This window comes from Sphingobacterium allocomposti, from assembly GCF_008124885.1.
In the GTDB taxonomy this organism is placed as follows: domain Bacteria; phylum Bacteroidota; class Bacteroidia; order Sphingobacteriales; family Sphingobacteriaceae; genus Sphingobacterium; species Sphingobacterium allocomposti.
Genome location: NZ_VNHX01000005.1, coordinates 37,591 through 52,886, shown reverse-complemented (window position 1 = coordinate 52,886; position 15,296 = coordinate 37,591). Strand labels below are relative to the sequence as shown.

The following is a 15,296-nucleotide window of genomic DNA, read 5'->3' as shown; positions in this document are numbered from 1 at the left end:
CAGGGTGGCGACCGGATCGCAGGTTATGGCCACTTTTGCTGATAAGAACGGATCTCGTTTCGTTGAAATCAGACGTAGGTACGGGGAGAAACAACCGTCGCACGGTTTCTATTGGGCATGGTTATCGGATGTCGTCAGGAGGAATATTGTCGGTGATAACACGGTTATAACAATTTAAATAAAAGAGATATGATGAGCGTTTGGCACGGATTACTGTTGATATGTAGTGTGTTCCCACTGTCTTTACAAGGACAAACCGTCCGCAGCGAGTATATGTTGGAAAAAGGCTGGCGCTTCTTCAAGGGCGAGGTGGAGGGGGCAGCGTCAGTACGTTTTGATGACGACGGATGGACACCGGTTACAGTGCCCCATGACTGGGCTATATACGGTCCTTTTGACCGGTCGCACGACCTGCAGGAGGTGGCGGTTACGCAGAATGGAGAGAAGGTGGCTACCGTCAAGACGGGCCGCACGGGTGGGTTGCCATACGCGGGCGTAGGGTGGTACCGGCGCATCTTTGACGTGCCCGGCTTCAGGACTGGACAGAAACGGGTTGTGCTAAAGTTTGACGGCGCGATGAGCGAGGCCCGTATATATGTAAACGGGCGGGAAGCATGTTTTTGGCCCTATGGCTATAATGCCTTCCACTGCGATGTGACCGATCTGCTTACCGCGGACGGGCAACGTAACACGTTAGCTGTACGTCTGGAGAATAAGACGCAGTCGTCCCGATGGTATCCGGGCGCCGGACTGTACCGAAATGTTCATCTTATCGTGACGGAGAAAATTCACGTGCCTGTATGGGGTACATATGTCACAACACCCTTCGTGTCGGACAGTGTGGCATCCGTGCGGCTGGAGACCACGGTTGCTGGTGCAAGCGGGCAGCAGGTACGCATGGTGACCGACATTCTGGACGAGGAGGGGGCGGTTGTTGCGCACCGTGAAAATGAACAAAAGATCAACTATGATAAACCTTTCGTACAGCATCTCGATGTGCGGAATCCGTCGCTCTGGAGCCCGGAGGGCCCGAAGCTGTATACTGCCGTGTCACAAATTTATGTGGGCGACAAGCTTGTAGATCGAATAAGCACACGTTTCGGCATCAGGGAAATCCGCGTCGTAGCTGACAGAGGCTTTTTACTAAACGGTAAGCTGCGTAAGTTTCAGGGTGTGTGCAACCATCACGATCTGGGGCCGCTCGGAACTGCAATCAACGTGTCGGCATTGCGGCATCAGCTAACGCTGCTGAAGGATATGGGGTGTGATGCCATCCGGACGGCGCACAATATGCCTGCACCGGAGTTGGTGGAACTGTGTGATGAGATGGGCTTCATGATGATGATCGAACCTTTTGACGAATGGGATATTGCCAAGTGCGCGAACGGCTATCATCGTTTTTTCGACGAATGGGCAGAACGGGATATGATTAATATGATCCGTCATTTCCGTAACAATCCATCTGTGGTGATGTGGAGCATTGGCAACGAAGTGCCGACACAGTGCCGGCCCGACGGATATCGGGTTGCTTCGTTCCTGCAGGAGATATGCCATCGTGAGGATCCGACAAGGCCCGTTACGTGTGGGATGGATCAGGTATCCTGTGTATTGGAAAACGGCTTTGCAGCCTTATTAGACGTGCCGGGCCTGAATTACCGCGCCCATCGTTATGAAGAAGCTTATGCGAAGTTGCCGCAGAACCTGTTGCTGGGAAGTGAAACCTCGTCGACAGTAAGTTCAAGGGGTATCTATAAATTCCCGGTACAGAAGAGAGCGGATGCGTTGTATCCCGACCACCAGTCATCGTCATATGACATGGAACATTGTTCATGGTCTAACTTGCCTGACGATGATTTCGCGTTGGCCGAGGATCATCATTGGACAATGGGACAGTTTGTGTGGACCGGCTTTGACTATTTAGGAGAACCGTCGCCTTATGATACGGATGCGTGGCCCAACCACAGTTCCATGTTCGGCATTATCGACCTCGCAAGCATTCCTAAGGACCGCTACTATCTATATCGGAGCTTGTGGAACAAGGGAGCTAGCACGCTGCATATATTGCCTCACTGGACATGGCCCGACCGCACCGGCGAGGTAACGCCTGTTTTTGTCTATACCAGTTATCCACGGGCGGAACTTTTCGTGAATGGCAAGAGCCAAGGAGTTCAGACAAAGAGCAAGGCTTCTCTGCAGCATCGCTATCGGCTGATGTGGATGGATGTTCGATACGAACCGGGCGAACTCAAGGTGATCGCTTATGACGATCAGGGAAAGGTGGCCGAAGAGAAGGTTGTACGTACGGCAGGAAAGCCTTACAAGCTTGTGCTGGAGCCGGCACAGGACCATATTACAGCGGATGGCCGCTCGCTCGCCTATATCCGCGTGAAGGCGGTGGACAGGGAGGGCAACCTATGTCCGCTGGATACCTCGCTGGTGACATTTTCGGTAAAAGGGGCAGGAACCTACAAAGCAGCAGCCAACGGTGACCCGACGTCTCTGGAGATGTTCCATATGCCAAAAATGCGGCTGTTTGGCGGTCAGTTAACGGCCATTGTGCAATCGAGCGAGACGGAAGGCGTGATCAGGTTGATCGCAAAAGCAAAGGGATTGAAGACAGGCGAAGCTATCGTATCGACAGATACGGCGGAACCGCGCCGTACGGCGGGAACATCTGAATCAGCAGCGTCGTTGTAGCCGTATTTCTTACCGACTTGGTATACTATGGATCTCTTCTGCACAGGTGCCATGTAAGAGATCGGCCGCGCTATCTCACGGGCCCGCATATTCAGATCGAATGTCCCGCGCCAGCGGAATTAACATATATTTAACGCATTGAACTAGTGTTTTAAGTAATTAAAAGGTATATTTGTTACGTTTTCAACTTTTAGCCAATTAATGTCTAAAGCCCGAGACGTTTACTTTTTTAATATATTTTTCCCCCGTTATTGGTACAATGAAGTCATCCCCCAAATTTAACAACGGCAATACGTTGTTCTCCAAATCCCTTAAACTTAAAACAAACAACTACTTTAAACAGGCCGCAAAGGCAAGGACGGGCAACCGCAGGATTTTCCTGAAGGCAGCGATACTCTTGACGTCTTTTGTGGTACTGTATAGTCTCCTTGTCTTCGTACAGCCGCACTGGGCGATCAGCCTCGTACTGTGCGCCCTGTTTGGGGTCAACCTGGCCGCGATCGGCTTCAATATCATGCACGATGCGGGGCATAACTCGTTTTCGGACAACAAAAAACTTAATACATTCCTGTCCTATACGCTTAACCTACTGGGCGGAAATATTTATTTCTGGAAGCTAAAGCATAACATCGCCCACCATACTTACACAAATATCGACGGCGAGGACCACGATATCGAGATTAAGTTTATGCGCATACATCATGATCAGCAGCTTCGGAAACACCACCGGTACCAGCGTTTTTACTTTCCACTCTTGTACGGTATATCGTATCTCGCATGGATTTTTTATCAAGACTATGAGAAGTATTTTCGGCAGAAGCTGGGCAACCAATCAGACACGTTCGACTTTCCGCTGCGCGAAAAAGTGATATTTTGGGTCAGCAAGATCCTTCACCTGCAGCTGTTCGTTACCATTCCTGTGCTATGTGTCGGCTGGCTACCGACTGTAATCGGCCTTTTAGTGGCTGGAATTGTCTGCGGGTTGTGTCTGGCGACCGTGTTCCAGCTGGCTCATGTCGTGTCGGGAACGGAGTTTAAGACAGTGGAAGAGTCGCGCGTGGAGGAAGAGTGGATGGTTCATCAGCTGCATTCCACAGCAAACTTCGCGACAAAAAACAGGGTGCTTACCTGGCTGCTCGGCGGACTGAACTTTCAGGTAGAACATCATTTGTTTCCGAAGATCAGCCACGTTCATTACCCTGCAATAAACGCTATCGTTGTGGAGACATGCCGGGAATACAATATTCCGTATATTGAGTTTAATTCGTTCTGGCAGGCTCTACGTTCGCACGTCGCTGTGATACATCAGATGTCGAGATAGACGGAGATGACCTCGGATTTGTTCTAGATAAATAAAACAAAAAGCGCCGAAATCCAAGATATTATCGTTACCTTTGACCCATTATAGGCTCTGCCTGGCTTTTTCTGAGATCGTTTAGTTTGCACTTTTCCGTTATATCAGTCTTGGCTTATCAGCTGCCCATGGTCTTGACGATATGTTGTGTAAACGGAAGCTTTGCCCGCGGGGCGGTCAGATCTCACCGTAAACTACAGTATTTTCTTGTTCGGTTGGTACAGACTGTGTATCCACGAAGGGTACCTACAGTTGTACAGGGGTGTGTTCGCTGTCTATGTGCAGAGGCACGCTCGGTACTATATTGGAATCTTCAGCATGGCTGCGCGAAAGGCGATAAGCTTCTGGACTTCCTTAACATTTTTAATGATATTGTCCAGATGAAGTGGAATGTGTGTCTAGGCAAACACCTTCGTCTGTGATAATAAGAAAACGACTACATGAAATTTAACACATTAGGATTATCTGATCCTATTTTAAAGGCGATAACCGAACTCGGATATATTACCGCCACTCCAATACAGGAACAGTCTATGCCGGTTGTTCTACGCGGAGACGATCTTATCGGATGCGCGCAGACCGGTACAGGTAAAACAGCAGCATTTGGCATCCCTATTCTCCAACTTCTTTCGGTTCAGCAGAGGCGAGGCGAAAAGTGCCCCCAGGCGTTGATCTTGGCACCTACGCGTGAGCTTGCTATCCAGATCGGAAAGAGCTTGGAAGAGTATAGTCGCTATCTGCAGGTTAAGTGTGCTGTGATATTCGGGGGCGTTTCCCAACACAGTCAGACACAGCTACTAAAAGGAGGAGTAGACATTGTTGTTGCAACCCCCGGAAGGCTGCTCGATCTTATTAACCAGAAACTGTTGAGCCTTGCACAGGTAAAGACATTGGTGTTGGACGAGGCAGATACGATGCTCGATATGGGTTTCATCCACGACATCAAGAGGGTGTTACAGCATGTGCCGAAGCAGCGTCAGACGCTTTTCTTTTCGGCGACAATGCCGGCTAGCATCCGGAAGTTTGCGGATACCTTGTTAACCAACCCCGTAGAAATAAATGTGTCTCCGGTATCCTCAACAGCTACGACGGTCAACCAGTCCGTGTACTTCGTGGAGAAGAAAGAGAAGATGGCCTTGTTGTGTACGCTCATCGACGCACACCGGATTGAGCAATCGCTGGTGTTTACACGCACCAAACACGGGGCAGACAGGCTGGCAAAACAGCTTCTTAAGAAAGGAATTAAGACGGCCGCAATTCATGGTAACAAGTCACAGAATGCCCGGCAAAAAGCATTGGCCGATTTTAAAAAGGGGAGTGTAACATTGCTTATCGCGACTGATATTGCGGCCCGTGGCATCGATATAAGTGATCTACCCTTTGTCTTTAATTTTGATCTTCCGGACGACTCGGAGACGTATGTCCATCGGATCGGGCGGACGGGCCGCGCCGGAAAAGACGGTGTCGCGATTTCGTTCTGCAGCGAGGATGAAAAAAGTAACCTGAAAGGTATTCAAAAACTAATCGGTTTCCAATTGGAAATCGGCTCGATAATTGTAAACAAATTGATTCATTAATAAATAATAACAAAATGCAAGAAGGAACAGTAAAATTTTTCAACATTACTAAAGGTTTCGGTTTTATCACACCAGCTAATGGTGGTCAGGATGTTTTCGTACATACGTCAGGTCTTGTCGACGAGATCCGTGAGAACGACACCGTAACATTCGAAGTAGAAAACGGTAGAAAAGGTATCAACGCGACTAACGTACGTATCGTTCGTTAATAGTCAGCACTAGATATTTTTAACGAGGATAGCAGGCAACGGGATGTTGCCTGCTATTTTTTTGTTTTGTTTTGCCATGCGGAATAGCCTGTCGTGAGAGACAGTAACGGGCATATGCCGTTGCCAGGCCGCATGGGCGGTATGAAAATTATTTTGCATGGAGAAGATATTTTCGCTTTGTACACGGGCTTGCCATGTAGCAGCGATTGCATTCCATGTCTGTTGATAGGCTGCTTTTGTCTGTTACGCTCGTCACCAAGGCGATAGCTCCGTGCGTACACGTAAACTACCGTTTTGTGACAAATTTAATTTCCACGCTTTTTCACTGAAAGCGCCGTCCGTGGAGGACCGTCGTTTCACGCGCGGAATGGAAGTTAGATCAGCTCGACTTCGGTAACTTGGTTACCTTGTTTGCTGCGTACAAATTTGAATTTTACCTTCTGGTCGATCTGCAGGGTTTTTCCGACAAGTCGGTCGTTAAAGTATACAGTTTGTTTTGTCAGGTTGTCACGAATGAACCCGTAATGTCCCTGAGCGTTGTAATACGATACTTTACCAAAGCTGTATTCGTCTACGCTAACCGGATTCAACCGTCGTTGGATTTCTTCTTCGGTAGGCTTTTCGCGCTGATCCGGTGGTACTGTCGTAATGTTCCCAAATTCGTCAACGTAAGCGTACATTTCTTCTAATGTCTTCCCTTTGTCGTTGTTACTTTTTTTGAGGCTGCGTCGTTCTAGTTTATCCTGCTTTTTCTGCAGTTTTTTCTTTGCGAGTTCTTTCTTTTTAAATGTCAGTTGGTTTGTCGCCATATAATAAATTTGAATGAATAAAAAAATGTGTGGGTATTGATCTTAAAACAGCAGAGTATAGCTTTCGGAAAGGAATAGAGGCTTTTCTAAGGAATACATACAAATATACGCTTTTCTAGGATGAAAAGCAAACTTTTCTCCGGCAGGAGAACGGAGATTTAGGGCTCCTGATCCTGGACACGGAAAATCAGGTCCTGTATCCGCCTTTTGATTCGGGGAGGTAACTTGTTGAATGCCGCTTGATCGACGAGACGGACCGCTGTTCCGTCGGCTGACTGTTGGTAGAAATAGGGACGCAGACTGGGTTTCTCCGCTGCGCTGCCCTGGAAGTAGTAGGCATGCTCATGGTCAACGATTTCGATGATGTAGTCGAGCTGGCTGTCGCTTAAATTTGTGATATCCATACTTGTTCTCCCTTTTATTATGAACAATGTATATGGGTATTGGTTCAAACAGGTGGAGCTGAAGGATCGTTGAAGCAGGCGCTATTACTCTTCTATGGCTTCGATCCCTTGTTCCTTGAGCCGTTGAAGATGTTCCTTCATCGTTTGAAGTTGTTCCGGGCTATGTCCCTGCCACAGTTCTACCTTGCCTACGACCTTCAGCGGATGAGCGGTACGATACGATTGTGTTGGGTTACCCGGAAATTTCTTGTCAGTGAGATTGGGATCGTCTTCATATGGGCCTGTAGCCTCTACGAGGTAAATGCTTTCCGGACCCGTGCCCTGTGCGAGTTCGGCGCCGCAGATCGCGGCGTCCAGCGTAGCTGTAAAGTATACATATTTGGCTTCCCTGCGCTGACCGTAGTTGGACCGGTAGCCAGGGGTAATATGATCGCCGGGGCTCAGATCGGCCTTGGTGCCATGGTAAAAAGGTGTTGAGGAGCTTTCTTCTTTCATTGGTCGCTGTTTTTCTGCCTTCACGCTGCAATATCGTACAAATTAAATGAAACTGCCGGCGTACCTAATTTTTTTCGGATGGAAGCGGTGGATTCCGCGGACTTTATCTATGTTTGTGTTATGCGTATGAGACAAGATCGAATTTTTATTCCTCTTACGGTGCCCAAGACGGTGCTGGACAAGTATGACGGCCCCTATTTTTATCATCAAGGAGTTGCCTTGGAAGAAACGGTAAGGAATCACGAGGTTGAAAACTGCGTAGAGGCTATCTTTGAGGGGTTTGACGTGATGAGCCCGTTTGAACAGGATGCCTTCTTACAGCAAAAGCCGCATGAGGAAACGATCACCGCCAAGCTGTATTATACTGTTTTGATAGAGGACCGACGGTAGCACGGTGAATGACGCACCGATCGCCTTGCAATAAAGGTCTGTAATAAAGAAAACCTGAAGCGGGGAGCTCCAGGTTTACCAAACCAATTATTAACCTAAATTATGAAATTATGAATTTTCTTGTACCTATAAAACGGTGTTGTCGTCCGATTAGTACAGTAGAAATGTTCGTTTAACATTTTTTAACAACCTGTGTGTATCGTAGTTGCACAGGGGCGGTACGCGGGATAGCGATGCTGACATGCCGGAACGCCTTCAACCTTCGTAGAAGCTTCTGCCGGACGCTCTAGTGTAGGGAGGCAGCACGATAGCGTCTAAAGCGGGGGATAACTACGGAGCAAGTCCACGAAAAAACATTGAATAGAGGCGCGGATCGACCGCTCCTCTATTATCGACCTTGTAACTGGCCCAAAGAGGGAAATTTTCGCTGAACCGCTAGGAGAGTTCAGCGACGAAATTTCCGGTCTGGTTGATTATATCTCTTTTTGCTATGATTTCCTGCAGACTGATTTCCCCGATCACGTATTTGAAGTTTTCGCCATAGAATCGTTCGGATATCGTGTCGAAGTTGATTTGCTCGAGCGTGTTCTCCTCGGCGTACCGTAAATATATTTTCAACTTATAGTCGGTGCTATAGGCTACCTGACCGGCATCCAGATGCTTTTTGTATTCGTAGCGGTAGCCATAACGCAGGGCGGTTATGTCGGAGAGTACAGCTGATCCCGTCGGATGTCCGCCCGCGCCTTTACCGTAGAAGAACTGTTCGTCCGCAAAGGCGGCCTTCACGAGTACGCCGTTGTTTTCGTTCTCCACGTTGAAAAGGATATTGTCTTTATTGACAAACCGTGGAAGAACGTACAGTACTACCCGACGGTTGTCAATTTCCCGGGCTAATGGGAGAAGCTTGATCTTATAACCTTTTTCTTTCGCAAAGCGGATATCCTGTTCTCCCAGCTTGTCTATGCCAAGGTTGAGAATCGCTGTGGGATCGACGTAGATACCATAGGCGTGGGAAGCGACAATGGCCAATTTATATTTGGGGTCGTATCCACCGACATCCAAGGTCGGATCTGTCTCCGCAAACCCGAGATCCTGTGCCTTCTGCAGGGCAGCGTCGTAGCTTTGGTTTTCGTTAAAAATTTTTGACAGGATATAATTGGATGACCCATTGAAAATCCCGGTGACGGAATGCAGCAGTTCGTTGTCGTAATACTCTTCCAGATTCCGTATAATCGGTATACTTCCACAGACAGCTCCTTCGTACAGCAGGGAGGTACCAAATTCCTGCTGTATCGCTACCAGCTCCTCAAGGTGCGAAGCAATCATCTTTTTGTTGGCAGAAACTACATTTTTGCCAGATGTAAGAGCTCGTTTGGTAATTTCGAAGGCCGCGTCAGCATCGTCGATCAACTCAACCACCGTATTGATTTCTTTATCCGATAGGATCGCCTCTGCGTCTGTTGTGAACAGTTCCGCTGGTAGGCTACGTTGTTTGTCTGCGTTTTTTATGACAAACTTTTTGATTTCAAGATTTAATTTTTTTGTTTTTATAATATCGTACAACCCTTGCCCAACTACACCAAACCCGAACATCCCGATGATTAATTTTTTACTCATTGTTTCTCTCTATAATGTTGCTATATATGTTTTTTCTGTAATGTCTTTACCTGATTTACTTTGCGTTGTTTTTAGGAAGTCACTGATAACGGCTGTTAACGTGCCGGTTTCAATAAGAAAGCCGTCATGCCCATAGTCCGAATGCAGCTCGTAATAACGTGCACCGGGAATATGTGCCGCAATAAACTCTTGTTCGCTGGGCGGGAACAGGACGTCGGCCGGAATTCCGACGACGAGCGTCTGAGGACTAAATGCAGACAGTGTCTGCGCCACGCTGTCGCGTCCACGCCCCAGGTGATGGCTGTCCATCGCTTTCGTTAAATACCAATAGCTATAGGCATTGAAACGGCGGACCAGCTTATCTCCTTGATACCGTTGGTAAGAGGAGGCTTTGAAATCGTCTGTTTTGGAACTATCTGATTCTTCTTGCTTGAGGTTATACACTTCATAGGTGCGATAGGAGAGCAGGGCTACGCTACGTGCAGCCCTGAGCCCCTGCGCTCCGCCTTCTGGAAGACCTTTGTGGAAAGATGGATCCGCTTCGATGGCCAGACGTTGGCTCTCGTTAAAGGCAACACCCCAAGGAGAGGATTGTGCACATGTGCCGATGACAATCAGCTTGTCTATCCGGATGGTGCCTGCAGCCGTCCATTCGAGAACCTGTTGTCCGCCCAATGAGCCTCCAATCAAGATATCTATTTTATCGACCCCTAAGTGGTCTGCAAGCCGCTGATTTGCACGAACAATGTCGCGGATAGTAAACTGTGGGAAGTCTAGGTAGTAAGGCTCGCCTGTCCGCGGGTTAAGACTTAACGGATTCGTCGTGCCGTAGTGCGAGCCCAGTACATTCGCACAGATGATAAAATAGTCGTGCGGATTGAATAATTCTGTTTCTCCGAATAGGCCAGGCCACCAGTCGAACACATCTGAGTTTGCCGTCAAGGCATGGCAGACCCATACCACATTGTCCTTGTCTTCATTGAGCTCGCCATAGGTGTGGTAAGCAATCGTTAATTCGTCGATGCTGGCTCCGTTTTCGAAGAGGAAAGGGTCGGTAGATGTGTATGTCTTTAAGTGCATGGCGCTGTTTCGTGTTCCCGTAACGGAGTTTTATTTAATCTTGTCGAATGCTTGCTGAATATCTTCTTTGATATCGTCAATATGTTCGATGCCTACAGATAGGCGCAGCTGCCCCGGATATACACCGGCATTTTGTTGTTCCGCTTCGGACAGTTGCTGGTGGGTAGTTGCCGCAGGGTGAATGATGAGCGTTTTGGCGTCACCGACGTTTGCCAGATGGCTGATCAGCTCCAATGCATCTATAAATTCATTCGCCTTTTCGGCGCCTCCTTTTATTGTAAAAGACAGAACGGCGCCATATCCGTTTTTAAGGTATTTCTGAGCGTTTTGATGATGGGGATGGCTTTTCAGGCCGGGGTAGCTGACTTTTTCTACCTGTGGATGCCCTTCAAGCCATTGAGCGATTTCCAAAGCATTGTCCACGTGGCGCTGTACCCGCAGCGAAAGGGTCTCCAGGCCCTGCACCAAAAGAAATGCATTGAAGGGTGACAAGGCGGGGCCAAAATCGCGCAGCCCTTCCACGCGTGCGCGGATGGCGAACTGTATATTTCCAAAAGGACCGTTGGGGCCAAATACATCAGAAAATACAAGTCCGTGATAGCCTTCCGACGGCTCGGAAAATTGCTTAAACTTGCCGTTGCCCCAGTTATAGTTTCCGCCATCGATAATTACACCCCCAATACTTGTACCGTGCCCGCCGATCCATTTGGTCGCAGACTCGACAACGACATGCGCGCCATGTTCCAACGGCTTGAAAAGATACCCACCGGCACCGAAAGTATTGTCTACGATAAGTGGCAGGTCATGTTTCCGTGCGACGGCAGCTATTTTTTCGAAGTCAGGAATGTTGTAGCTCGGGTTGCCGATTGTTTCGACATAGATGGCTTTCGTGCGTTCGTCTATAAGTTTTTCAATATTGTCAGCGTCGGTGTCAGCAGCAAAACGTGCCTCAATTCCTAGCCGCTTAAAGGAAACCTTGAATTGGTTGTATGTCCCGCCATATAAGTTGGCGCCTGAGACGAAGTTGTCCCCGCTCTCGAGAATATTTGTAAGCGCGATAAATTGGGCTGCCTGCCCAGAGGCAACGGCTACTGCTGCAACACCTCCTTCCAGGGCAGCTATACGCTTTTCAAACACATCGGTGGTTGGGTTCATAATCCGCGTATAGATGTTGCCAAATTGTTTCAACGCAAACAGGTTGGCACCGTGCTCGGCATTTTCAAAGACATAGGACGTCGTCTGGTAGATAGGCAAAGCCCGTGAGCCAGTTGTAGGATCAACTTCTTGCCCGGCGTGGATTTGCAGGGTCTCAAACTTTAGGTTTTTATTTGTTGACATAGTATAAAGATTTATCGTATTAATGATGTTGAATAAACACTCCGCAAATGAAAGGTTGGTCGTCCGGTATGATGGCATGTAGATGGGATAGGAGTGATCCCATGCTTACAATACCACGAACGACTAGCGCATTCGGATACCTGTCGCAAAACAACAACAGGTAGTTCCCGTTGGATAGTATAATGCCGTACTGATGTGTTTCAAATGTAATGCTGTCATGTCTTATTTCATTTATATGCTCCAGCACGATATTATGCTGGACAGGAATTGGCACCTTTTCAATTTGCATTGAAGGTTGCCAGTGGGTCATCGAGCCAGTCTCTCGCCACTTCTTTATAAATCAAGACCTAGCCGTTGGAAGGTGTTGATTAGTGTACTACTTTCGAAGTACATGACAAATATAATTGTTTTTGCATACAATGCAAATTTTATTTGCTGCCAGGGGGACGGGTGTCGTATAGTGGAGAAAACAAAGATAGCTTGTAATGACGCTTAAACAATAAAAGGAAACAGGACGGAAGTGGGGCAGAAGGCTGTAGGTAAAAAAAAACCTTCTACTAAGGAGAAGGATTCGTGGTGCCAGCTGGATTCGAACCAGCGACACAAGGATTTTCAGTCCTTTGCTCTACCAACTGAGCTATGGCACCTCAAGTTTTTTTGAAATCTGTTACTTTCAGATTTGTGGTGGTGCCAGCTGGATTCGAACCAGCGACACAAGGATTTTCAGTCCTTTGCTCTACCAACTGAGCTATGGCACCTTACGTATTTTTTTGGAATCTGTTACTTTCAGATTTGGTGGTGCCAGCTGGATTCGAACCAGCGACACAAGGATTTTCAGTCCTTTGCTCTACCAACTGAGCTATGGCACCTGTTGCAACAGCTTTTTCCTTCTGTTGCGTTGCAAATCTAGGTTCTTTTTTTGAATTCTAAAACTTTTGTCACAATTATTTTTACTGCCTTTTTCAAGTGGTTGATTCCTATGGAAATAAATTCGCAATAAAAAGACCATATGGAATGTCCAGACTAAACTATTCGTGCTCGGTGATGTTTCAATAAGATGCATGCTGCCGGTATTTGGTAGGTATGAACATTTTTTTGATCGGGATAAAATTACATGAAATAAACACGGCTGTAGCCCAAATAAGCTATCTTTGCACTTCACAAAAGTATTATGAGTAAAAAAGGAAGAGTTTTGGTCGCAATGAGTGGTGGAGTAGATAGTTCAGTTGCGGCCGTCATGTTGCACGAGCAAGGCTACGAGGTCATTGGCATTACGATGAAAACTTGGGACTACGCCTCTGCTGGCGGTTCTTCTAAGGAGACGGGCTGTTGCAGTTTAGATAGTATTAACGATGCGCGGTCGTTGGCAGTGAGCTATGGTTTTCCTCATTACATATTGGATATCCGGGACGAGTTTGGCGACTTTGTAATTGACAATTTTGTCGACGAATATATTGCTGGACGTACACCCAATCCCTGTGTACTATGTAACACACACATCAAATGGTCGGCGCTGATGAAGCGGGCAGACAAGCTCGACTGCGAGTTTATTGCTACGGGGCATTACGCTAATATCCGCATGCATGATAATGGGCGTTATGTGATTTCCAAGGGGCGGGATGAGCATAAGGATCAGTCTTACGTTTTATGGGGCGTTTCGCAGGAGAACCTCGCCCGTACGCAGTTTCCTCTTGGCAACTTTACAAAAAAAGAAATACGGCAGATGGCTTTCGAGATGGGACAGGACGAACTTGCCAAGAAGTCGGAAAGCTACGAAATCTGTTTTGTACCGGATAACGACTACCGCGCTTTCTTACGGCATAAGAGACCGACGCTGGATGAGGAGATCGGTCCGGGAAACTTTATCTTGTCCGATGGAACGGTCGTCGGTAAGCATATCGGTTATCCGTATTTCACGATAGGGCAGCGTAAAGGCCTCGGGATCGCCCTCGGAAAGCCGATGTTCGTTATCGAAATATTGCCGGAAAGTAATTCGGTCGTATTGGGTGAGGAGCACGAGCTGGAAAAATCACAGGCCTTTGTACGTGATATCAACCTGATCAAGTATGCCTCTTTAGCGGAGCCGATGGAGGCCATCACCAAGATCCGCTATAAAGATCCGGGTGCGCACTCGACGCTTACACAGCAGGGAAATATCATGCAGGTGGATTTTGCGCATAACGTAAAGGGCATCGCACCGGGGCAATCGGCTGTTTTTTATGAAGGAAACGACCTGCTGGGGGGAGGCTTCCTGATGAAATAAGATAAGCGCCTTATAGGTGTTCGATAAAAAAAGGTTCGCTATCCGCGAACCTTTTTTATGATCTTATAATTTACCGATCTCTTGTGCAAGGTCGATGATTTTGTTGGAGTAGCCCCACTCGTTGTCGTACCATGATACCACTTTAACGAAGTTATCGTTCAGGGAAATACCTGCTTTAGCATCGAAAATAGATGTACGTGCGTCGCCGAGGAAGTCGGAAGAAACTACTTCATCTTCTGTATAACCAAGGATACCTTTTAATTCACCTTCCGAAGCTTCTTTCATTGCCTGTTTGATCTCTTCGTAAGATGCACCTTTTTCTAGACGAACGGTTAAGTCGACTACAGATACGTCGGCAGTAGGAACACGCATTGACATACCGGTTAACTTACCTTTTAGCTCAGGAAGAACTAATCCTACCGCTTTTGCAGCACCTGTTGATGAAGGGATGATGTTTTGATATGCACCGCGGCCGCCTCTCCAGTCTTTAGCAGAAGGACCATCCACCGTTTTCTGTGTTGCTGTAACCGCGTGTACAGTTGTCATCAGACCTTCCACGATACCGAACTTGTCATTCAATACCTTTGCAATAGGCGCTAAACAGTTTGTTGTACAAGACGCGTTAGATACGATCGTGTATTCTGCTTTCAATTCTTTATGGTTAACACCCATAACGAATGTAGGCGTGTCGTCTTTTGCAGGAGCAGACATAACCACTTTCTTGGCGCCGGCGTCGATGTGTTTCTGCGCAAGCTCTTTTGTTAAGAAAAAGCCTGTTGATTCGATGATAACCTCAGCGCCGACTTCGTCCCATTTCAAGTTTGCAGGATCTTTTTCTGCTGTAATACGGATAGTTTGTCCGTTCACGACCAGGTGGCCGTCTTTTACTTCGACGGTACCATCAAATTTACCATGCGTAGAATCATATTTAAGCATGTATGCTAGATAATCAGGCTCTACCAAATCGTTTATACCAACAATTTCGATATCACTGCGGTTGATCGCTGCTCTAAATGCTAAACGGCCGATACGGCCGAATCCGTTAATTCCAATTTTCATGTTA

14 protein-coding genes, 3 tRNA genes and 1 riboswitch are annotated in these 15,296 nt (G+C 47.5%); of the genes, 6 read left to right on the top strand and 11 right to left on the bottom strand.

From position 1 onward, the window contains the following. Positions 1-189 precede the first annotated feature (189 nt). From BC792_RS05320 to BC792_RS05305, 4 genes are all read left to right on the top strand, one after another. Positions 190-2,697, top strand: a complete 2,508-nt coding sequence (locus BC792_RS05320) for a glycoside hydrolase family 2 TIM barrel-domain containing protein (protein ID WP_246154862.1) — start codon at positions 190-192, stop codon at positions 2,695-2,697. A 259-nt stretch (positions 2,698-2,956) separates the two neighbouring features. Further along, positions 2,957-4,018, top strand: coding sequence for a fatty acid desaturase family protein (locus BC792_RS05315; RefSeq protein WP_148907953.1), 1,062 nt, complete (start codon positions 2,957-2,959; stop codon positions 4,016-4,018). Between the two features lie 473 nt (positions 4,019-4,491). Further along, positions 4,492-5,628, top strand: a complete 1,137-nt coding sequence (locus BC792_RS05310) for a DEAD/DEAH box helicase (protein ID WP_148907952.1) — start codon at positions 4,492-4,494, stop codon at positions 5,626-5,628. A gap of 14 nt (positions 5,629-5,642) precedes the next feature. After that, a complete protein-coding gene (locus BC792_RS05305; RefSeq protein ID WP_148907951.1) occupies positions 5,643-5,837 on the top strand; it encodes a cold-shock protein in 195 nt (64 codons plus the stop codon). A gap of 9 nt (positions 5,838-5,846) precedes the next feature. Here BC792_RS05305 and BC792_RS18300 read toward each other — a convergent pair whose 3' ends face one another. From BC792_RS18300 to arr, 4 genes are all read right to left on the bottom strand, one after another. Further along, complete coding sequence (locus BC792_RS18300) at positions 5,847-5,996, bottom strand: hypothetical protein (RefSeq protein ID WP_170249962.1); 150 nt, start codon at positions 5,994-5,996, stop codon at positions 5,847-5,849. A 215-nt stretch (positions 5,997-6,211) separates the two neighbouring features. Continuing rightward, the gene (locus tag BC792_RS05300) at positions 6,212-6,646 is read right to left on the bottom strand and encodes a cold-shock protein (RefSeq protein WP_148907950.1); all 435 of its coding nucleotides are present in this window, start codon (positions 6,644-6,646) and stop codon (positions 6,212-6,214) included. Between the two features lie 158 nt (positions 6,647-6,804). Beyond that, a complete protein-coding gene (locus BC792_RS05295; protein WP_148907949.1) occupies positions 6,805-7,050 on the bottom strand; it encodes a hypothetical protein in 246 nt (81 codons plus the stop codon). Positions 7,051-7,134: 84 nt separating this feature from the next. After that, the gene (gene arr / locus BC792_RS05290; protein ID WP_148907948.1) at positions 7,135-7,545 is read right to left on the bottom strand and encodes an NAD(+)--rifampin ADP-ribosyltransferase; all 411 of its coding nucleotides are present in this window, start codon (positions 7,543-7,545) and stop codon (positions 7,135-7,137) included. Between the two features lie 126 nt (positions 7,546-7,671). Between arr and BC792_RS05285 the strand changes: the two genes are divergently transcribed. Beyond that, the gene (locus BC792_RS05285) at positions 7,672-7,935 is read left to right on the top strand and encodes a hypothetical protein (protein WP_148907947.1); all 264 of its coding nucleotides are present in this window, start codon (positions 7,672-7,674) and stop codon (positions 7,933-7,935) included. Between the two features lie 435 nt (positions 7,936-8,370). On the opposite strand, the gene BC792_RS05280 is transcribed toward BC792_RS05285, so the two are convergent. The 6 genes from BC792_RS05280 to BC792_RS05255 all read right to left on the bottom strand — a co-directional run bounded on the left by BC792_RS05280 (position 8,371) and on the right by BC792_RS05255 (position 12,839). Continuing rightward, the gene (locus BC792_RS05280; protein WP_148907946.1) at positions 8,371-9,552 is read right to left on the bottom strand and encodes a homoserine dehydrogenase; all 1,182 of its coding nucleotides are present in this window, start codon (positions 9,550-9,552) and stop codon (positions 8,371-8,373) included. Between the two features lie 9 nt (positions 9,553-9,561). Then, on the bottom strand, positions 9,562-10,632 hold the full coding sequence (locus tag BC792_RS05275) for a homoserine O-acetyltransferase family protein (RefSeq protein WP_148907945.1): 1,071 nt from the start codon (positions 10,630-10,632) through the stop codon (positions 9,562-9,564). Positions 10,633-10,662: 30 nt separating this feature from the next. Beyond that, positions 10,663-11,970 carry an O-acetylhomoserine aminocarboxypropyltransferase/cysteine synthase family protein gene (locus tag BC792_RS05270; protein WP_148907944.1) on the bottom strand — a complete coding sequence of 436 codons (1,308 nt, stop codon included), beginning with the start codon at positions 11,968-11,970 and terminating at the stop codon, positions 10,663-10,665. A 228-nt stretch (positions 11,971-12,198) separates the two neighbouring features. Continuing rightward, positions 12,199-12,312: riboswitch (SAM riboswitch) on the bottom strand. 232 nt (positions 12,313-12,544) lie between these two features. Continuing rightward, positions 12,545-12,617 (bottom strand) — tRNA-Phe (locus BC792_RS05265). Positions 12,618-12,652: 35 nt separating this feature from the next. Further along, a tRNA-Phe gene (locus tag BC792_RS05260) sits at positions 12,653-12,728 on the bottom strand. Between the two features lie 35 nt (positions 12,729-12,763). Further along, positions 12,764-12,839: transfer RNA gene (locus BC792_RS05255), tRNA-Phe, on the bottom strand. Between the two features lie 302 nt (positions 12,840-13,141). Here BC792_RS05255 and mnmA point away from each other — a divergent pair. Continuing rightward, a complete protein-coding gene (gene mnmA / locus BC792_RS05250; protein WP_148907943.1) occupies positions 13,142-14,233 on the top strand; it encodes a tRNA 2-thiouridine(34) synthase MnmA in 1,092 nt (363 codons plus the stop codon). Between the two features lie 63 nt (positions 14,234-14,296). Here mnmA and gap read toward each other — a convergent pair whose 3' ends face one another. Then, positions 14,297-15,292, bottom strand: coding sequence for a type I glyceraldehyde-3-phosphate dehydrogenase (gap, locus tag BC792_RS05245; RefSeq protein WP_148907942.1), 996 nt, complete (start codon positions 15,290-15,292; stop codon positions 14,297-14,299). Positions 15,293-15,296 lie beyond the last annotated feature (4 nt).